We start from the raw sequence: 19,636 nt of genomic DNA on the forward strand, positions 1-19,636 counted from the left end.
AAGGACGATTAGGATGTTTCTTAACTAAGTGCATTGAAGTCTGTAAGACAGGTACTTACCGATGAAGGCTGCCTGGAAAACGTAAAAACATCACACGTTAATCCGGTTTTTTTAAGCAGGCAGGGGATTACGGACAGCTTTGAGCGAGAAGCGGATAAAGTAAATCTATCTCATTTCTGCATTGTGCCAGAAGTAGACATAGGTGAATTAGGTAACCCTAGTGAATCGCCACGGATAATCTAGACACTTCCGAGCCGTTGATAATACTGGTTTTCATATTCTGTCGGTGACATCTGTTCGCTAGAACCATGCCGACGCTTACTGTTATAAAACATTTCGATGTAATCAAAAATATCACTGCGGGCTTCTTCCCGCGTTCCGTAGATCTTTTTCTTTATCCGTTCACGTTTCAACAACTGGAAAAAACTTTCTGCAACCGCATTATCATGGCAGTTACCGCGACGGCTCATGCTACCCTCCAGGCCGTGTGATTTCAGGAACGACTGCCACTCATGGCTTGTGTACTGACTGCCCTGATCCGAATGAACCAGCACCTGTTTTTCGGGATTACGCCGCCATACAGCCATCAGCAGTGCGTTCAGGACAATGTCCTTTGTCATCCGGGATTGCATGGACCAGCCGATAATTTTGCGTGAGAACAGATCAACAACAACGGCAAGATACAGCCAGCCTTCGTGGGTCCTGATGTAGGTTATGTCCGTTACCCAACGCTCATCAGGAGCATCCGGATTGAACTGTCGCTGGAGCCTGTTGGGTGACACGATACTGGCCTCGCCTTTACGTGCCCGCGGGCTTCGGTATCCGACCTGAGCCTTTATTCCGACACGTTTCATCAGTCTCCAGACTCTGTTTACTCCGCACTGTTGCCCGCTGTCACGCAGATCCAGATGGATTTTGCGATAACCATAGACGCATCCCGATTCCAGCCAGAACTGTTTAATCTGTCCTGTCAGTCTCAGGTCTGCCTGATGGCGTTGTGAATGCGGCTGCTGAAGCCAGGCGTAAAAACCACTGGGATGAACATCCAGCACCCGACAGAGCAGGCGAACAGGCCAGCAACAGGAGTTGTCACGGATAAAGGCGTACCTCAGTCGGACAGCTTTGCGAAGTACGCCGCGGCTTTTTTTAATATGTCCCGTTCGTCGGTAACCCGTTTCAGCTCTTTCTGGAGACGGCGGATCTCGGCCTGAGCATCTGACTGTTCTTTATTAGTGGAAGAATCCGGACCGTACTTCTTTATCCAGGCATAAAGGCTGTGGGTGGTGATATCGAGACGTGTTGCAACGCTGGCAACAGAATAACCGCGATCAACAACCTGTTTGACTGCTTCAGTTTTAAACTCTTCAGGATAACGCTTACCGCTCATGGGCACCTCTCTTTAAGTCATCTTAAATGACTCTGAGGTGTCTGTTAAACGCGTGGCGATTCACCTCGCGTCCTTCCGTTCAGTATAGCCTCAGTCCCTGACACCACCCGAGAACGGAATGACGTCCCCTTTCTCCCTCCCGGTGTTGCGTTCAAGCTCCCTGACATACTGCTGTAAAAGTATAAGGTTATGTAACAGCTCTACATTTTCAGCCATCATCTTTTTGATTTCTTCCCTCAGCTCATTTCTCTGACGGCGATACTTTTCTTTCAGCTTGATCTGCTGCTCAATGCCCTGCTCATCAACCGGCGCGGTGCCCTGGCACGTTTTTTTCAGACTGCGGATAGCCTCCCTGACCTGCCTGTACTCAGGACAGTTATAATTCAGGGTGCCGTTTGCCAGCCCCGCTCGTTTTTCCACAGCATACTGGCTGATACGCTCCCCTGATAACATCAGTTCCCTCAGGGCCTGCTCTGCTCTTGCCTGTGTTTTTTTAACCCCCGACTGTTCGTTCGTCATGCTCTATTCATCCTTTTCAAAAAAGCGGACAGCATCTGCATAAAAATCTCTCTCAAGCATCAGAAAATCCCTGTCAGCCTGAGGAGCATTATTTCGCACGGCAATCTCCAGAAGGTTGTCATAATGAGCCATCCTGCGTTTCCACACGGGAACAGAATCAGCTCCGGCCAGCATGTTCTCACATCCCGGATTGCAGGACGCTGACTGAACAACCGCCTTAAACTCGCAGTCATGGCCATTCATGCAATAAAAACCGTTTCCAAGAGATACCAGTTTTTGCCCGCCTCGTTTAGCCATGCTCATCGCTTTTTTCAGTGTAGGAAACGTCATCTGATGTAAGTGCCCACCTCTCTGGGACATCAGTAACTTCCCGCCTTCGCCATAAAGCAGGCCTTCATGCTGATAAGAAACAGCCCTGGAAGCTGAGAGTTCGGTATCAACCCTTTCAATCTCGGCAGCGAATGCCTGAGGGATCGCCCGGCTAAAATGCGAAGCGTTGAGTGCACCGGACATATACCACTCCGTCATGCCTCTGATTAAGTGCTTAAACTGCCGGATAAGATCATTAGTAGAAATCAGATCAAGACGCCTGAGGTGTACAGCAAGTGAACGGCGAAACTGATGGGTTCGCAATGGCCAGAAAGCCCCCTCCCGAATCTCCATCGCAACGCGTTCATCATCACGTATGTTTGGATTTAAAAGCCTGAACTCATCAATATGGTCACGTCGGATGAACAGATGGTGTCTTTTCACAAATTTCTTTGCCCACTCAGTCTGGCGCTGCGTCCCCATAAAAGAGAGTTTTTGCTCCGAGAACCACGACCTGATATTTAAAGACAATGGAACATTGTCCAGCGTCTTCCCGTCCAGGCCTGTCATGATTTGATTAATTCTGCGTAAATGCTGAAAAGGCTTTTCCACATAGCGACAAACAACCCAGTCTTCGTGACTTCCACCTTCCGGGGCGAACTTATGCAACACCGAACGAAGTCCCAGGATATCACCATCATAAATCAGTGAACCGTGCATCACGCCAAGCACTTCGCTGTGTCTCATCCCCGACATGGCCTGTATCACATTCATGACTTTTAACGTCAGCTCAAAATGCCAGGTGTTCAGCTTTATGTGATCAACGCCAATAAAATCAGATCTCCAGCGCTTATTTTTATGTACCGAGAACCAGCCCTGCATCCCGGGGCCAAGTGTCGCGAAAAGCGCCCGAATTTCCCCGGCAACAATATTGTAGTAATACGCGGCCCGGTAATCCGGTATGCTTTTTGCTGTCCCTCTTTTACGGGCTTCCAGCATCGACGTATAGTAAGGCGAATCATAAAAACCGTTTATGATAGCGCACAGCCGGGAAAACCCGTCAAAATCGAAATCACTGATTTCAGCATCCAGTTCAGTAATCAGCCCTTCCCAGACAGACATCATAAGACTGAAAGGCATACAATATGTCTGGTTTGAATCATCCACACTGTTGTAACTGTCGAAGCTAATATCAGGAAAGTAACCGTATTTTCGAAGACGGGTATGACCTGTCAGCGAGATATCCGCCAGGTCCATAAAGTAATTACGTAATGTTCTTTCAGAACGCTTCCTGCCGTGCTCATCCTCCTCCTTCATCTTTACAATGAAAGCATTCCGGACAAGCGGAAAACGAAGCTGAAACAGACTGCGATACCCCATAGACTCAATAATACGGGCTCCCGCCACAATGTTTGCACATTTCCGGATCAGTGACTGCGTCTTCGCGGTCCTGCCGACAATCCAGAGCAGGCTGGCTGAGATGATTTTGGCTTCAAGACGCAGTTCAGGATCCCGTATGCCTGAAAAATTAACGGTTCTTAACGTTTCACCAATATGGGTTCTGACATAGCGATTGGTCCAGACATCATCCCTGAAATAAATATTCAGCGTCTCCTCATTGATAAAACGCATATCATGTTCATCTGAGCTGGCGATAACCAGGCAGTTATTCAGACGTTCAAAGCTTTTGTTTTCTAGTGCCTCACAGATGATATCCTCAGTCGGAAACTCATCCCCTGAACGAAGCGGCGTTCCGGCAGGAAACTCCGCCATTCGACTACGGCTTACCTCTTTTTTCTTCAAATCTGCCATACCGGAGCCACACCTTCTCGCTGAAGTTTAACGCGCGCTTTTTTCAGGGTCGCCTCATCTACCAGCCCAAGCCGTAAATCAATCTTCAGGAGTAACGTTTCATAACGCTCCACAGCATTGACCGAACCGATGTACAACGGTTTTCCATACTCGATAGCATGCCTGAATGACAGCAGGAGCCATACAGACTCCAGCGTTTCCACAACGCAATTTTTTGAACATTCGACACAATGAGAAAAATCCGCACAAGCCTTTGGTGTCCGGCCAAATCGTTTTTGCTTTTTTATAAAGCGCAATTCAATATCTGTAGGCGGCTCCTGCGATCGACATCCCAGGCCATTCAATAAAAGATCCACACCCTCATCGCTTCCACGCAGATCGATCCCCAGCTCATCAGCAACTTTTACCCGCTCGGATAACGCACGTGTCGCAATCCCCTGATTCATAAGCGTATCAAGTGCAGCACTGAAGTTTTCCTTCGCCCCCTGTGGGTTACCTGCAGCATAATTCCGCCTGTAAGTGCCCCAGTTATGCTGTGCTTTTTCCGCCGTAATCAGACCATTCTTTAATGTTCTGTCCGTATACTGCTCAGACGTTTTGCGCAAGCCAGAAACGGTAATTGATGGAAGCGAGGGATTAAGCTGCCGCATCGTGGCCCACGCCCCCTCAGAGTTAGAAAATTTAGTCAGATGACTGGGATTAAGAGAATAAAGCTTACGGAATTTCACCTGCGGCTCACTCAGAAACAGCGCCTGTACCGGAGGGAAGTTATCTGCGGAAACCAGATAGTTAACGATGTCGTCCCTGAGCCTGATAAAAGACAGAAACCAGTAATAGCCCGCACGTTTGGTCACATACTCCGATTTACCTATCGTCAGACGTATATACTTATTCGCTCTCCCCTTATAAACATAATCAGTGCTGATACCCTTTTCATCCAGATGTATATCATCCCGCGTCAGACCCAGAACCTGAGAGGTGTTTCCCCATGTGTGGTAACAGAACAGAAAAAAAGAAGTAAGAAAGTAATTTTCCAGAACGTCCCTGATGATGATCTCTGCCCTGCTGACCCCGTTCTCTCCCGGATACCGGAAATACGCTTCATAAACAGGTGCCAGCAAAGACGGTGAGAAATGCCGCACCCCTTTTTCCGATTTAGCGATATGCTCCCGGATACATCCCGCAAGGAACTCATTCATGGATGACAACTGCCTCAGGATCTCGGAAAGTTCATTCCTGGTATAGCTATCCCTTCCCTGCTGCTGATACGTTCCTTTCGGTAAGAATTCATATTCATACCGCCTCTGAATCTGCCCGCCCGTAAGCAAAAACCGGTTGACCACGGACAAGTAGTGTCTTGCCATCCTGACTGAAATTTTTCGCCGACGAATATCGTTCATGAGATGTTTAATATACATTTCAACGCCTTCAGCCGTGCCATAGTCATACTGATTGACTGACTGCCATATAAAAAACATATTGAGATAACGGAAAATGGTTAACCTTCCGGCGGGACGGTAAGACAGAAGAAATCGTTTCAGAGAGGCAATAAAATCGCGTTTTTCAGGGCGGGCAAGATGCGAATGTTCACTAAACCATCCGGGGAGCAACACATAATCTGAAAAATGAGCCTGAAGATAAACGTCAAGTAAATAATATCGGTTCAGATCCCGCTGAGTGATGTGTCCGCTGACCGTCTCCCATGACAGCACATTTTCGGCCATCCACGTTATCTGCGTTTCACTCCGGCTCATATATGGCTCCATCGCGACCTGCAGCACCGTCAATCAATGCGTCCATGACCCCGGCGACTGCATCAGAAATCTGGTTTTGCTGAAGAAAGACGATGTATTTCATCGTCGTATTTTCGCTTTTATGGCCCATCCAGTATTTTACTGTACCCAGCGCATTTGCGGCCTGATCGGGATAGCAACTCAGTGCCGAGCGTAAAAAATGGGTCGCAAACGTTGCCCGCAAATCATGGGGTTTATGTCTGAACACATTTCCCGGAGCAGACCGGGCCAGGCGATGGCGAAAACTGTACCAGCGGGAGTAAAAGGCTTTTTCAGACATCCGTTTCCCGTTTGCCATTAAAAATAAAGGCTCGTGCCGCCCTTCCCCACCCTGTCGTGCACGCCATTTTTGGATCTTCTTTTCATACTCCTCATCCGCCAGATAATCCAGAACCTGCTCGTACAATCGTCTGGTGATGAAGAGTTCTCGCGTCATCCCAAACTTCGTATGAACTCCGCATCTCGGACCAATATGAAGCCCCCTGATGGTCAACTCAGATACAGGGACACTGGCAAGGTACTCTTCAGTAAAGAGTGACGACGGCAGGGTCAGCATTTCATCCAGCCGTAGCCCACAATTTTTCATCAGCACAATCATTAAACTGAACAACCCGGACTCAGATTTCAGTGCCTCATCCAGGATATGAACCTCTGCATCATTCAGTGGGTTGATTGTCCTTTTTGTTGTGCTGGTTATCCTGATGGCAAGATCCGAACTTATCACCTTGCGTCGCCCGTCAACGACTTTTTCGACCAACGTAAAAAATGAGCTGGCAGCCAGCTCACCACACTTGCCCAGAAATACGTAAAACCGTCGGATAACGCTGATGTACACCGCCGCGGTGGATGAGGCGATGCGCCCCTGCCTTACGGCCCCCAGAAGATACTCCCTGAAGCCATATGTAGGGCTTTGGTATTTCAACGTTCCCGGGGTGAAAGGGTCAAGTCCGTTATCCTCCAGCCACCTTATCCAGCGTAAAAATGCCCGGGCTAAAGGCTTTAAATCCCTGGCCTGCAGGATAGCTTTATCCATAAGATAAAAGTGTACATATCGGCTCAGTTTTCGATTCTGGATGCCGCTAATATAAGGTATTTCAGCATACAGAAATCCGGGTTCAAATTTCAGTTTCGGCTCTGTTGCATCCAGTTTGCTGACACGCCCATAACGCGCATGAATGTTAGTGATTATCCTCACAGTCTGTCGCCCTGAAACGCCACCTCATGCCTACACTATAAATCCGGAAGAAGAAAAAACAAACAACCAGGTTGCCGGGAGTGAATATGCAAATCAGGAGGAAAGTAAAAGATGTAACGACACCATCACGATGCAATACATTGACCTCAACACGTTACCCGGACCATACGTGATAAACATCACAAATCCTTTGAGTGAAGAACTTAAGATGTGATTTTCATTTCCCGGCACAAACCGTGCCCTTAAAAAACAGGCAACGGATACATCTTAATGCCAGAAGTAAACCTTAATTGATTGAATACAGCCTGAGTCCATTGCAAAAATAACACACAGGGTAAATTCGCATATACAGAACCCAACGAAAAGCAAAAGAAACCTGTAACACATTTCGTTTACCTGTCACTTTCAATTGTAAAAGCCAGCAGAAAAAGCGCATATAACTATATTTATCCCTGCGGGGACTTTTGTTTGTGCTATATATTTTTTACAGAGAACCGCAACGCGTCCAAACACAAGAATATATTTACCTCTGGAAAATGGTCTGACTCCCTTTCACGTGGTTGTAGTGACCTGTTCTGTGATTCATGTAATGTCTTTTCTGGATGAGGAAAATATGTCATCACTGATATTTTATACAGACGAAGCACAAGCACTGATTGTAACAGATACCCTTGCCGTCACCGATAATGGGGAGCCGTTATCTTTTGTTTCCAAAGCAGGTTACATCCCCCAGCTAAGAACCATCATAGCAGGAACGGGGGCAGGTGGATTTTCTAACACCTGGTTGCTTGAAGCATCAACCAGAATGGTCGTATCAGGTATACAAAATCTCAATTATCATACATCGGCCTGTCTAAGGAGGCTGTGGAAACAATACAAGCATGACCATGCAATTCCCTCTTCTTCAACGGTGACAACCAGTGTTTATCAGTTCGCAATTTGCGAGGAAACAGGAAATATCGTTTCGTTCGCCTATCGCTCAGTCCATGATTTCGAATCAGAGCAATTACAATACGGAACAGGAGTAAAACCTGAGTGCCAAATCTTGGATGGGGATTTGTTGCAGACAATTCCTGTAATGATGAATGAACAAAGGGCTATACAGGCGACATACCCACACCCGGAACGGATCCATATTGGCGGTGAGATGATTGCGCATTATCTGACATCATCTATGTATCAATGCTTTAAGATTGGGGAATTTGAGGATTTCAGAACTCAGGGAGAGTATATATTGAGCAGGATTTAGGCAAAACGCGGTTCAGATAAAGTGCTTTTAACAGGCTTGCTGAACATTAAAAGGATATCTCTCAATTACGATGAATAGCTTGAATTCTAAAAATAGAAAAGTAGAGTTTAACTCTAAATACATAAAAACAAGAGTAAACGAGCACCCGCCGAAGCAGCCGCGCATGATGTTGATCGAGAAGCGGATCATCTCATACGCCGGGATACGGGCGTTGCCATATGCCGGGTGCGGCACGCGCTTATACGGCAGTGCAAAGACGCTATCCATCTCTTCAGTTGACAGCGGGATCGCTGGCGGGTTGATCCAGATATAGCGCTCGCCGTGTTTCTGCAGCAGTGCGCGGGCACAGCCCGGGTTGGTTTCATGGTGCAGAATACGCGACGCATGCGCGTAGAGCACTTTGTCAGCTTTTACCTTCTCGTAGGACGGCAGCAGTACATACGTTTTTTCCCACGGTTTCGGGCGTGGCGGTTGTACAACAATCGCCTTCGCTTCCGCTTTTTTCGGCTCAACCGGCTTGTTATCGGCACACGGCAGATCTTCGCCGTAAGGATGTGGGATAGGGTCGATTTTGCCCGGCATATCAATAATACGGGAATCGACCCCGCTCCAGCCCGGCAGCGCCTCTTTCACCATGATCGCGGTGTTACGCACGTCGCGAATACTGCTCACCGGTTCCCCCTGCGACAGACGGTGTGCGACTTCCACCAGCGGACGCTCGCCGTTACCGTAGATCAGCATGTCGGCTTTAGAATCCACCAGCACCGAGCGGCGCACGGTATCTGACCAGTAATCGTAGTGCGCGGTGCGGCGCAGACTTGCTTCAATGCCGCCCAGGATCACCGGCACATCTTTCCAGGCTTCTTTACAGCGTTGGGTATACACCAGGGTGGCGCGGTCCGGACGTTTACCCGCCACGTTATCCGGGGTATAGGCATCGTCATGACGCAGCTTACGGTCAGCGGTATAGCGGTTGATCATCGAATCCATGTTGCCGGCGGTCACACCGAAGAACAGGTTGGGTTTACCCAGACGCATAAAGTCGTCTTTGCTGTTCCAGTCAGGCTGAGAGATGATCCCCACGCGGAAGCCTTGTGCTTCGAGCATGCGGCCACAAATGGCCATGCCGAAGCTCGGATGGTCAACGTAGGCATCGCCCGTGACCAGAATGATGTCGCAGCTGTCCCAGCCCAGTTGGTCCATCTCTTCCCGGGACATCGGCAGGAACGGCGCCGGTCCAAAGCAGGCCGCCCAGTACTGGGGCCAGGAGAAGAGGTCACGATCCGGCTGGATCAGGGAAATTGCGCTCATAATGCTTCCGAAGAAAAAATAGACAAAAGGAGCCGGATTATACGCTGTTCATCCGCCACATTTGAAGAAAAGGATGCATGAAGCAGACAGATATTCCTGGAAGTCGTTAAAATACAGCGCCCTGTTAATTTTGGATCATAATATCCACTATATCTTCCGGTGTTTTGCCCCCGGAACGTGTTCTTGCGCGGAGTTCTGCTGTGAAGTCCAACGATTCGTTACACATTTCCCAGCTGCGGGTTGTCCTTCACCTCTGCGGTTTTCTGGTTCTGCTGTACAGCCTTTCGATGCTGCCGCCAATGGTCATCGCCCTGCTGAATAAAGAGCGGACCTACTTTGCATTTTTAACCACCTTTTTAACCTTTTTCAGCCTGGGTGGAGTGACGTGGAGGGCAACCCGTCATGCCGGTATTCAGCTGCGCACCCGCGACGGGTTTGTGATTATTGTGCTGTTCTGGCTGCTGTTTTCATTGATCAGTGCCATGCCGTTATGGATGGACGATGGTCTGCATCTTTCCTTTGCTGACGCGCTCTTCGAAGGGGTTTCCGGGATAACCACTACCGGTGCAACGGTAATCGGGGACGTCAGCGCCCTGCCTAAGTCGTACCTATATTACCGCGCCCAGCTGAATTTCATTGGTGGCTTAGGCGTCATCGTGTTGGCCGTCGCGGTCCTGCCGCTGCTGGGCATCGGTGGCATGAAACTGTATCAGTCAGAGATGCCGGGGCCGTTCAAGGAGGAGCGTCTGACTCCCCGCCTTGCCGATACCGCGCGCACGCTGTGGGTAACTTACTTCGCGCTGGGCGCGGCCTGCACCCTGGCCTACTGGCTGGCGGGCATGTCTTTTTTTGACTCCATCTGTCACGGACTTTCGACCGTGTCATTGGGCGGATTCTCCACCCGCAGCGAGAGCATTGGTTTTTACGACAGCCACGCGATTGAACTCGTCGCTGGCGCGTTTTCGCTGCTCTCCGCGTTCAACTTCACCCTCTGGTACGTCGCGATTGTCAGACGCACCCTGAAGCCGATTCGCCGCAGCCCGGAGGTTAAATTCTTTCTGGGTGCCGCCGCAGTGGTGATTGTCATTACCGCCTGGCAGGTCTGGCATGCGGGGATGTACAACGCGACGGATAGCCTGGTTCATGCTTTCTTCCTCGCCAGTTCGATGATGACCGATAACGGCCTTTCGACGGCCGATTATGCGCACTGGCCTGCCCACACCATTTTCCTGCTGTTGAGCGCCAGCTTTTTTGGTGGCTGCGTGGGATCGACCTGTGGCGGGATAAAAGCGCTGCGTTTTCTGATCATGTTCAAACAGAGTATTCAGGAAATGAATCAGCTTGCACATCCGCGCGCGCTACTGAGTATCAAGGTCGGTAAAAGCGTGGTGAATGAACGCGTCCTGCGCTCGGTATGGAGCTTCTTTTTCCTCTACGTGATGATTACGGGCTTTTTTGTCTGGGCGCTCAATCTGATGGGCTACGACCTGTTTACGTCATTTGCAACGGTCGCTGCCTGTATCAATAACATGGGCCTGGGTTTTGGCGAGACCGCGTCCACCTTCGGGACGTTAAAAGAAGAGGCCAAGCTGTTGATGTGCGCAGCGATGATCTTAGGGCGTCTGGAAATTTATCCGGTGCTGATCCTCTTCTCGCGCTTTTTCTGGCGGGCATAAAACATTCCCGGCGAACCGGGAATGTCGGGGGGTTATGGCGCAGGGTTGACCAGCATCTGCCCCACTGACCCCCTGTCCATCATCTCCAGCGTCTGGCTGTGGAACAGGAACGGGAAGTGCGGCCACGAAGGCTGACCATAGTAGACAAGCAGTTCGACCTGACCATCCACCCAGACGGTGTCTTTCCAGCCACGGTCTTCCGGGAAAGGCATCGCGCCGTTCACGTTGCGGATCAGGAATGACACACCTTCAATATGGAACGACTGCGGCATGTCGGAACGCACGGTCCAGCGCTCCCAACTACCCTGCTGCGCGGTAATGTCGATACGGTTGACGTCCCACAGCGCACCGTTGATACCCGGATCGTCGCCCAGGCTGATATCGCGGCTGCGCACTGGCGAACCGCTCATGATCTCCTGCGGCAGCAGGCGCATGGGCAGACTGTCAGTCACCAACGGCAGCAGGCCGGTTGGGCGCAAGGTCAGCACCAGGGTAGAAACAAGAATGCTCGACGGCTCAAAGAACCCTCGAATACGGTCAACAATACTTGCCGCTTCACCGCAGGTGACAGACACTTCATCCCCATTCGTCATATCAATGAGAATTTCACGACGTTCACCCGGCGACAGCGCCAGTTGTTTAACGGAAACCGGCGCAGGTAAAAAGCCCTGGTCACCGGAGATCACGTGCAGCGCGCGGCCATCACTCATTTTCAGCTGATAACGGCGCGAGTTTGAGGCGTTGAGCAGACGCAGACGCACCCAGCCACGCGAGACTTCAACGTAAGGGCTTTGCGCACCATTGACCAGCAGCGTGTCGCCGACGAAGCCACCGCTGCCCGGCTCGCTGTATTCCGGCGTACCGAAATTATCCAGGCGTTTGTCCTGGATAATGATCGGGAAATCATCCACACCGTAGTGATTCGGGATCGGCAGGGATTTGCTGACCTCATCTTCTACCAGCCACATCCCGGCCAGACCGTTATACACCTGTTGTGCAGTGCGGTTAGGGGTATTGGCGTGATACCACAGCGTTGCCGCACTCTGACGAATGGGCAGCACTGGCGCCCAGTCAGCATTGGGTGACATCATCCTCGGCGCACCGCCAATCAGCGGGCCAGGAACCTGTAAACCGCTGATGGTCATGGCAACATTTTCGGACGTGCGGTTACTGTAGATGAGTTTAACGTCATCGCCATTCCACACGCGTATGGTCGGCCCAAGGTAACGCCCGTTAATGCCCCATACCGGCGCACGCGTCCCCTGGGTAAAGGACCAGTGGCTGCGCTGTAATGTCAGGAAAAGCGGTTGTCCGCGACGGGATTCAATTAACGGCGGAATGGGCAGCGGCTGTTGCTGCCCGGCGGCGCTGGCTGTCAGCGGCATCGCACCCGCACAAAGGGCGATCCCTGAAGCCTGAATAAACTGACGCCGACTGAGTGACATATAAGCTCCATCTGAAACGACTAACAACGCGGGAATTCGTTTTCCCTTTAACGCCGGATTAAATCTTACCGGCGGCTTCTCTCTCTGCGACTTCTTTGTCGAGCAGCGCAATATGCTGAGCCATCAGCTCGCGGCAGTGTGCTGCCAGCTCACGCACCTGATCTTTACCGTATTTGCTGGTATCGACGGGTGGCAGCATTTCGACAATTACCAACCCATTATTCAGGCGATTAAGATTAATCTTATTAGAAGTATTGGAAACACACACAGGAATAATTGGAACACCTGCCGCAATTGCGGCATGAAACGCGCCAGTTTTAAACGGCAGCAGGCCACGACCACGGCTGCGCGTCCCTTCCGGGAACATCCAGATGGATATTCTGCGTTTTTTAAAATGATTCACGACTTCCGCAATAGTGCTGTGCGCTTTTGCACGGTTATTACGGTCGATCAGCAGGTTACCGGTGAGCCAGTACAACTGGCCGAAAAACGGGATCCACAGCAGGCTCTTTTTCCCCACCGTCACGGTTGGTGGAAGAACGATATTAGAGGCCGTCACCATATCGTAGTTGTTCTGATGGTTGGCGATAAAGATGGCATTACCGAAATTCTCAGCGCCTTCCGGCAAACGTTTTTCAACCTTCAGACCAAACAGCGGCGCAAGACGACCAAACATATGACCAAAGGTGGCAACATGCTTCGGATTACGCGGGCTGAACAGGCAATAAATAGAGCCGAAAATACAGACCAGAATGCAGTAGATAACGGTAAGAATAAGACGAACAATGTATAGCATAGCGACCTCTGAAGCCCCAACAGCTGACAATTATACTTCACCTGTGGCCAGGTAAGGACTTTATTACGAGCGCGTATTGTTAATCGCAACGCACGAATTAACAACGATTTTACGGGAAATTTTATTGAAACTCCCCCTCCGGACAGAGGGGGATATCACGACATTACTCTTCGCTGTCACCTGCGGTGCTGCGTGCAGGAGAGTCAATCTCCACGCGGTCAATACGCTGCAGGCCACGCATCAGTGAACCGCGACGGCCGCGCTCACCGACGACCTTCTGCAACTCTTCCGGACGAAGTTTGATTTTACGCTTACCGACATGAATGGTCAGCGTGCTCTGCGGCGGCAGAAGGAAGAGGTGCGCGAGACCATCTTCACCCTTCGCTGCTTCCGCCGACGGGATGTTGATGATCTTGTTACCCTTGCCTTTTGACAGTTCAGGCAGATCGCTAACCGGGAACATCAGCATACGCCCGGCGGTGGTGATCGCCAGCAGCATGTCACTCTCATTCTCAATCACCAGCGGCGGCATAACGTGGGCGTTATCCGGCAGGCTAATCAGCGCCTTACCGGCACGGTTGCGCGAGACAAGATCGTTAAAGGTACAGATAAAACCGTAACCGGCATCAGACGCCAGCAGCAGTTTCTGCTCGTCGGCTTCCATCAGCATATGGTCAACCGTGGCACCCGGCGGCAGCGTCAGCTTGCCGGTGAGCGGCTCGCCCTGCCCGCGCGCGGAAGGCAGCGTGATTGGGTCAATCGCGTAGCTACGGCCCGTAGAATCGATAAACGCCACCGGCTGGTTGCTCTTACCTTTCACGGCGGCTTTGAAGCTGTCGCCCGCTTTGTAGCTCAGCCCTGGCGCGTCGATGTCGTGGCCTTTAGCGCTGCGCACCCAGCCGCTTTGCGACAGGACAATGGTCACCGGTTCGGACGGCTGCATGTCGTGCTCGTTCATTGCCTTCGCTTCTTCGCGCTCGTGCAGCGGAGAACGACGGTCGTCGCCGAAAGCATCGGCATCGGCCTGCAGCTCTTTTTTCAGCAGGTTGTTCATCTTGCGTTCGGACGCGAGGATCGCCTGCAGCTGATCGCGCTCTTTTTCCAGATCGCTCTGCTCACCGCGGATCTTCATCTCTTCCAGTTTGGCAAGATGGCGCAGTTTCAGTTCGAGGATCGCTTCGGCCTGGGTTTCGCTGATGCCAAAACGCGACATCAATGCAGGCTTAGGCTCGTCCTCGGTACGAATGATCTCAATCACTTCGTCGATATTGAGGAACGCCACCAGCAAACCTTCGAGGATATGCAGGCGCTTAAGCACTTTCTCCAGACGGTGGTTCAGACGACGGCGTACCGTATCGCGGCGGAACGTCAGCCATTCGGTGAGGATCTCCAGCAGGTTTTTCACCGCCGGACGCCCGTCGAGGCCAATCATGTTCAGGTTGATGCGGTAGCTTTTTTCCAGATCGGTGGTGGCAAACAGGTGGTTCATCACCTGCTCCATGTCCACGCGGTTGGAACGCGGCACGATCACCAGACGAGTCGGGTTCTCGTGATCCGATTCATCGCGCAGATCGTCCACCATCGGCAACTTCTTATTGCGCATCTGGGCGGCAATCTGTTCCAGCACTTTGGCGCCGGAGACCTGATGCGGCAGCGCGGTGATCACCACCGCACCGTCTTCTTTGGTCCACACCGCGCGCATACGCACGGAGCCGCGACCGTTCTGGTAGATTTTACGGATTTCCGCGCGGGAGGTGATGATCTCCGCTTCGGTTGGATAGTCCGGCCCCTGCACAATATCCAGCAGCTCGTCCAGCGAGGTTTTCGGCTGTTCAATCAGGGTGATGGCGGCTTTCGCCACTTCACGCAGGTTGTGCGGCGGGATGTCTGTCGCCATACCAACCGCGATACCGGTGGTGCCGTTCAGCAGGATGTTCGGCAGGCGCGCAGGCAGCATCTTCGGCTCCTGCAGCGTGCCGTCGAAGTTTGGCACCCAGTCAACGGTTCCCTGACCCAGTTCGCCCAGCAGCACTTCGGCATATTTAGACAGACGGGATTCGGTATAACGCATCGCTGCGAAGGATTTTGGATCGTCCGGCGCCCCCCAGTTCCCCTGGCCATCCACCAGTGGATAGCGGTAAGAGAACGGCTGTGCCATCAGCACCATCGCTTCATAACAGGCGCTGTCGCCGTGTGGATGGTATTTACCCAGTACATCACCAACGGTACGGGCGGATTTCTTGAACTTGGCGCTGGCATTCAGCCCCAGCTCGGACATCGCATAGACGATGCGGCGCTGAACAGGCTTCAGGCCATCCCCGATAAACGGCAACGCCCTGTCCATGATGACGTACATGGAGTAGTTCAGGTAGGCGTTTTCCGTGAATTCATGTAGCGCGAGGCGCTCTGCCATATCGCTCATTACGTGTGATTCCTCAACTCAGAAACCGAAGGGTTTCAGGCAATATTGCCGCAGATACTACCTTATCTGCCGTGTTGAGTCACAAAGAAAAAGGGCCGCTTATGCGGCCCTTTCCGGGTTATTTGTTCAGCTTAATAACCTGCTTCACGTCGATTTCGAAGTCGTTCCACTCTTTATCGACCTTACCCTGGATTTCCACTTTATCCTGTGGACTTACAGTCACGCCGTTCCAGCGCTTGTGGTCAATCTCCACGTTGACCGTGCCGGTCTCATCGCGGAAGGTATAGCGATCGTCGGACAGGCGCTGGGTGATGTTCCCGCGCAGCTTCACCCAGCTGTCATCCTTCATCTCTTTCACCTTCACCGCGGTGGTGAGGTTCGCGTCATTATCGACAAAGCCGCCTGCCTGCGTTTGGGTCTGGGTTTGTGTGGCCGACGGGCCGTTAAATCCACCCTGTGCAGCAAAAACAGGGGCAGTGGTCATCATCATGATGGCGGCAATTGCAGCGAATTTTCTCATATTAACTCTCCCTTTAATCTGGTTTCGCAGTCCATTTAACAGGGTAATCCTTAACAACTTCTTAAGGGAAAAATTTATTTATTATTGCTGTACAGCAGGCGCTTACAGAGGGTTTACTGACGACATCAAGGAGGGAACATGCGCATTTTACTGGTAGAAGATGACAGGTTAATCGGCGATGGCATCAAAGCGGGTTTAGGCAAAATGGGCTTTAGCGTGGACTGGTTTACCGACGGAAAAACGGGTCAGGCTGCACTGTATAGCGCGCCGTATGATGCCGTGGTGCTGGATCTGACGTTACCGGAAATCGACGGGCTTGAGATCCTGCGTGGCTGGCGCGAAAGCGGGCGCAGCGAACCGGTGCTGATCCTGACCGCGCGGGATGCACTGAACCAGCGTGTTGAAGGGTTGCGTCTGGGCGCGGATGATTACCTTTGTAAGCCGTTCGCCCTGATCGAGGTCGGTGCCCGTCTCGAAGCACTGGTCCGCCGCAGCCATGGACAGGCACGCAGCGAGCTTCGACACGGCAACGTCACGCTCGATCCGACCCGTCTCATCGCCACGCTGGACGGCGAAACGCTGACGCTCAAACCCAAAGAATTCGCGCTGCTTGAGCTGCTGATGCGTAATGCAGGCCGGGTGTTGCCGCGTAAGCTGATCGAAGAAAAACTGTATACTTGGGACGATGAGGTCTCCAGCAATGCCATCGAGGTTCACGTCCATCATCTGCGCCGTAAACTTGGCAGCGAGTTTATCCGCACCGTGCATGGCATCGGCTATACCCTGGGTGACGCATGAAACTGAGCCTGAAACTTCGCCTGACGCTTCTCTTCCTGCTGCTCTCTCTGACGGCCTGGTTTGCCGCCAGCCTGGTCGCCTGGCAGCAGACGACACACAAGCTCGATAAGCTGTTTGATACCCAGCAAATGCTATTTGCCAAACGGCTGCTGACAATGGATCTTGATGAGATCCGTGCCCCCGAGCGCATGCGTGAGATCCCAAAGAAAGCGAAGCATGGTCGTCTGGATGACGACGCGCTGGCTTTCGCCATCTATACCGTCGACGGCAAAATGATACTGAACGACGGGGAAAACGGGCGCGATATTCCGTACCACTATCGCCGCGACGGGTTTGATAACGGGCAGCTACAGGGCGACAACGACGAGTGGCGTTTTTTATGGCTGACCTCCCCCGACGGAAAGTACCGCGTGGTGATCGGCCAGGAGTGGGAGTACCGGCAGGATATGGCGCTGGATATAGTCAGTTCGCAGCTTACGCCGTGGCTGGTGGCGCTCCCCGTGATGCTGTTGTTGCTAATCCTTCTGTTAAGCCGTGAACTCAGGCCGCTGAAAAAACTGGCGCAGACCCTGCGCTCCCGCTCGCCAGATGCCACCGAACCGCTGACGGTTCAGGGTGTCCCCACGGAAGTGCGCCCCCTGCTCGACTCGCTGAATCATCTGTTCGCCCGCACCCAGGAGATGATGACCCGCGAGCGCCGTTTTACCTCCGATGCCGCCCACGAATTACGCAGTCCGCTGGCGGCCCTGAAAGTGCAAACTGACGTGGCACAGCTCTCCTCGGACGATCCGCAGGCGCAGGCAAAAGCGCTCACACAACTGCATGCGGGTATTGACCGTGCGTCCCGGCTGGTGGATCAACTTCTTACGCTGTCGCGTCTGGATTCACTGGATAATCTTGACGATGTCGAACCGATTACCCTTGCCGATTTACTGCAGTCGGCCGTGCTGGATATCTGGCATCCCGCTCAACAGGCAGGCATTGATATCCGGCTGAACATCAATGCGCCAGAGGTTACACGCACGGGTCAGCAGTTGCTCCTGAGCCTGCTTGTTCGCAACCTGCTGGATAACGCCATTCGTTATAGCCCGCGAGGCAGCGTGGTGGACGTGACGCTGGACACCCGAAGCTTTACCGTACGCGACAACGGCCCTGGTATTTCGCCTGATGCGCTGGCGCGCCTCGGCGAGCGATTTTATCGACCACCGGGTCAGGATGCCATGGGCAGCGGGCTCGGATTATCCATTGTGAAGCGCATCGCCGCCCTGCACGGTATGCGTGTTTCATTAAGCAATGCGGCGGAAGGCGGTTTTGAAGTGAAGGTCAGCTGGTAAGGGATTATTGCATTTAGCGCAAAAGACTTTGCACATTTTGCTCATTTTTCCGCTTCGTCCTCGCGCGTAGAATACCCGCCATACTCTCATCATCGAGGACAAATAATGAGCAACATTCTGATTATTAACGGTGCAAAAGAATTTGCGCACTCTAAAGGCCAGTTGAATGACACCCTGACCGAGGTCGCGGACGGTTTCCTGCGCGACGCCGGGCATGATGTTAAGGTCGTGCGTGCAGACAGCAACTATGACGTGAAAGCCGAAGTGCAGAACTTCCTGTGGGCTGACGTGGTGATCTGGCAGATGCCGGGCTGGTGGATGGCCGCGCCGTGGACCGTGAAAAAATACATGGATGACGTGTTCACTGAAGGTCACGGCTCTCTGTATGCCAGCGATGGCCGCACCCGCTCTGACGCGTCCAAAAAATACGGTTCAGGCGGTCTGATTCAGGGCAAAAAATATATGCTGTCACTGACCTGGAACGCCCCGCTGGAAGCCTTCACCGAGAAAGATCAGTTCTTCGAAGGCGTAGGCGTTGACGGCGCATACCTGCCGTTCCATAAGGCTAACCAGTTCCTGGGGATGGATCCGCTGCCAACCTTTATCGTCAACGACGTGATTAAAATGCCTGATGTCCCACGCTATATCGCAGAATATCGCAAGCATCTCGCGGAAATTTTTGCTTAACTGGTAGCCTGGAATTAAAGGAGTAGTAAACATGCTTACCGTTATCGCAGAAATCCGTACTCGTCCAGGTCAACATCACCGTCAGGCGGTGCTGGATCAGTTCGCGAAAATTATCCCGACCGTACTGAAAGAAGAAGGCTGCCATGGCTACGCGCCAATGGTGGATGCCGCCACTGACGCCAGCTTCCAGGCCACCGCGCCGGACTCGATCATCATGGTTGAGCAGTGGGAAACCGTCGCGCATCTTGAAGCGCACCTGCAGACCCCGCACATGAAAGCGTGGAGCGACGCGGTGAAGGGTGACGTGCTGGAAACCCACATCCGTATTCTGGAGCAAGGGGTTTAAGTTTCCCCCAGGCCCGGTAAGCGCTAGCGCCACCGGG

The 19,636-nt window shown here is 52.1% G+C and carries 15 protein-coding genes and 1 pseudogene; 6 read left to right on the forward strand and 10 right to left on the reverse strand.

The genetic code is table 11. The features are described 5' to 3' along the window. Nucleotides 1–239: 239 nt before the first annotated feature. The 5 genes from LCD46_19130 to LCD46_19150 form a co-directional block, all read right to left on the reverse strand. A protein-coding gene (locus tag LCD46_19130; GenBank protein ID UOY70131.1) for an IS3 family transposase occupies nucleotides 240–1,387 on the reverse strand; the annotation gives its coding sequence in 2 pieces (ribosomal slippage) (nucleotides 240–1,150 and nucleotides 1,150–1,387; 1,149 coding nt in all). A 90-nt stretch (nucleotides 1,388–1,477) separates the two neighbouring features. Beyond that, complete coding sequence (locus LCD46_19135) at nucleotides 1,478–1,906, reverse strand: hypothetical protein (GenBank protein ID UOY70132.1); 429 nt, start codon at nucleotides 1,904–1,906, stop codon at nucleotides 1,478–1,480. A gap of 3 nt (nucleotides 1,907–1,909) precedes the next feature. Next, nucleotides 1,910–4,027 (reverse strand): hypothetical protein, encoded by a 2,118-nt coding sequence (locus tag LCD46_19140; GenBank protein ID UOY70133.1) that lies wholly within the window; start codon nucleotides 4,025–4,027, stop codon nucleotides 1,910–1,912. Further along, entirely contained in the window at nucleotides 4,015–5,781 is a 1,767-nt protein-coding gene (locus tag LCD46_19145) for a hypothetical protein (protein ID UOY70134.1), read from the reverse strand. The genes LCD46_19140 and LCD46_19145 overlap by 13 nt, the downstream gene beginning before the upstream one ends. Then, the gene (locus tag LCD46_19150; protein ID UOY70135.1) at nucleotides 5,768–7,015 is read right to left on the reverse strand and encodes a site-specific integrase; all 1,248 of its coding nucleotides are present in this window, start codon (nucleotides 7,013–7,015) and stop codon (nucleotides 5,768–5,770) included. The genes LCD46_19145 and LCD46_19150 overlap by 14 nt, the downstream gene beginning before the upstream one ends. Nucleotides 7,016–7,628: 613 nt before the next feature. Between LCD46_19150 and LCD46_19155 the strand changes: the two genes are divergently transcribed. Next, entirely contained in the window at nucleotides 7,629–8,264 is a 636-nt protein-coding gene (locus tag LCD46_19155) for a hypothetical protein (GenBank protein UOY70136.1), read from the forward strand. A gap of 135 nt (nucleotides 8,265–8,399) precedes the next feature. Here the strand turns inward: LCD46_19155 and LCD46_19160 are convergent. Further along, nucleotides 8,400–9,575 (reverse strand): annotated as a pseudogene (locus tag LCD46_19160) (YgiQ family radical SAM protein). A gap of 200 nt (nucleotides 9,576–9,775) precedes the next feature. On the opposite strand from LCD46_19160, the gene LCD46_19165 reads away from it, so the two are divergent. Then, a complete protein-coding gene (locus LCD46_19165) occupies nucleotides 9,776–11,251 on the forward strand; it encodes a TrkH family potassium uptake protein (GenBank protein ID UOY70137.1) in 1,476 nt (491 codons plus the stop codon). A 32-nt stretch (nucleotides 11,252–11,283) separates the two neighbouring features. Here the strand turns inward: LCD46_19165 and ftsP are convergent, their stop codons facing one another. The 4 genes from ftsP to LCD46_19185 form a co-directional block, all read right to left on the reverse strand. Next, nucleotides 11,284–12,696, reverse strand: a complete 1,413-nt coding sequence (gene ftsP, locus LCD46_19170) for a cell division protein FtsP (GenBank protein UOY70138.1) — start codon at nucleotides 12,694–12,696, stop codon at nucleotides 11,284–11,286. A gap of 58 nt (nucleotides 12,697–12,754) precedes the next feature. Beyond that, nucleotides 12,755–13,492, reverse strand: coding sequence for a 1-acylglycerol-3-phosphate O-acyltransferase (gene plsC / locus LCD46_19175; GenBank protein ID UOY70139.1), 738 nt, complete (start codon nucleotides 13,490–13,492; stop codon nucleotides 12,755–12,757). A gap of 163 nt (nucleotides 13,493–13,655) precedes the next feature. Continuing rightward, nucleotides 13,656–15,914, reverse strand: coding sequence for a DNA topoisomerase IV subunit A (gene parC / locus LCD46_19180; GenBank protein ID UOY70140.1), 2,259 nt, complete (start codon nucleotides 15,912–15,914; stop codon nucleotides 13,656–13,658). 118 nt (nucleotides 15,915–16,032) lie between these two features. Continuing rightward, complete coding sequence (locus LCD46_19185; protein ID UOY70141.1) at nucleotides 16,033–16,434, reverse strand: YgiW/YdeI family stress tolerance OB fold protein; 402 nt, start codon at nucleotides 16,432–16,434, stop codon at nucleotides 16,033–16,035. Between the two features lie 138 nt (nucleotides 16,435–16,572). On the opposite strand from LCD46_19185, the gene qseB reads away from it, so the two are divergent. From qseB to LCD46_19205, 4 genes are all read left to right on the forward strand, one after another. Then, nucleotides 16,573–17,232, forward strand: coding sequence for a two-component system response regulator QseB (gene qseB / locus LCD46_19190; protein UOY70142.1), 660 nt, complete (start codon nucleotides 16,573–16,575; stop codon nucleotides 17,230–17,232). Beyond that, nucleotides 17,229–18,566: a two-component system sensor histidine kinase QseC gene (qseC, locus tag LCD46_19195; GenBank protein UOY70143.1), complete on the forward strand. Its 1,338-nt coding sequence runs from the start codon at nucleotides 17,229–17,231 to the stop codon at nucleotides 18,564–18,566. The genes qseB and qseC overlap by 4 nt, the downstream gene beginning before the upstream one ends. Before the next feature lie 105 nt (nucleotides 18,567–18,671). Continuing rightward, nucleotides 18,672–19,253, forward strand: a complete 582-nt coding sequence (locus tag LCD46_19200) for an NAD(P)H-dependent oxidoreductase (protein UOY70144.1) — start codon at nucleotides 18,672–18,674, stop codon at nucleotides 19,251–19,253. A gap of 31 nt (nucleotides 19,254–19,284) precedes the next feature. Continuing rightward, nucleotides 19,285–19,599 carry an antibiotic biosynthesis monooxygenase gene (locus LCD46_19205; GenBank protein UOY70145.1) on the forward strand — a complete coding sequence of 105 codons (315 nt, stop codon included), beginning with the start codon at nucleotides 19,285–19,287 and terminating at the stop codon, nucleotides 19,597–19,599. Nucleotides 19,600–19,636: the final 37 nt, after the last annotated feature.

Origin of the sequence: Enterobacter ludwigii (assembly GCA_023023105.1) — a bacterium.
In the GTDB taxonomy this organism is placed as follows: domain Bacteria; phylum Pseudomonadota; class Gammaproteobacteria; order Enterobacterales; family Enterobacteriaceae; genus Enterobacter; species Enterobacter adelaidei.

Coding starts and splice junctions, on each gene's coding strand:
- plsC (UOY70139.1), bottom strand. CDS start 13,492: ATGCTATACATTGTTCGTCTTATTCTTACCGTTATCTACTGCATTCTG.
- LCD46_19200 (UOY70144.1), top strand. CDS start 18,672: ATGAGCAACATTCTGATTATTAACGGTGCAAAAGAATTTGCGCACTCT.
- LCD46_19155 (UOY70136.1), top strand. CDS start 7,629: ATGTCATCACTGATATTTTATACAGACGAAGCACAAGCACTGATTGTA.
- LCD46_19185 (UOY70141.1), bottom strand. CDS start 16,434: ATGAGAAAATTCGCTGCAATTGCCGCCATCATGATGATGACCACTGCC.
- qseC (UOY70143.1), top strand. CDS start 17,229: ATGAAACTGAGCCTGAAACTTCGCCTGACGCTTCTCTTCCTGCTGCTC.
- parC (UOY70140.1), bottom strand. CDS start 15,914: ATGAGCGATATGGCAGAGCGCCTCGCGCTACATGAATTCACGGAAAAC.
- LCD46_19135 (UOY70132.1), bottom strand. CDS start 1,906: ATGACGAACGAACAGTCGGGGGTTAAAAAAACACAGGCAAGAGCAGAG.
- LCD46_19140 (UOY70133.1), bottom strand. CDS start 4,027: ATGGCAGATTTGAAGAAAAAAGAGGTAAGCCGTAGTCGAATGGCGGAG.
- LCD46_19205 (UOY70145.1), top strand. CDS start 19,285: ATGCTTACCGTTATCGCAGAAATCCGTACTCGTCCAGGTCAACATCAC.
- ftsP (UOY70138.1), bottom strand. CDS start 12,696: ATGTCACTCAGTCGGCGTCAGTTTATTCAGGCTTCAGGGATCGCCCTT.
- qseB (UOY70142.1), top strand. CDS start 16,573: ATGCGCATTTTACTGGTAGAAGATGACAGGTTAATCGGCGATGGCATC.
- LCD46_19145 (UOY70134.1), bottom strand. CDS start 5,781: ATGAGCCGGAGTGAAACGCAGATAACGTGGATGGCCGAAAATGTGCTG.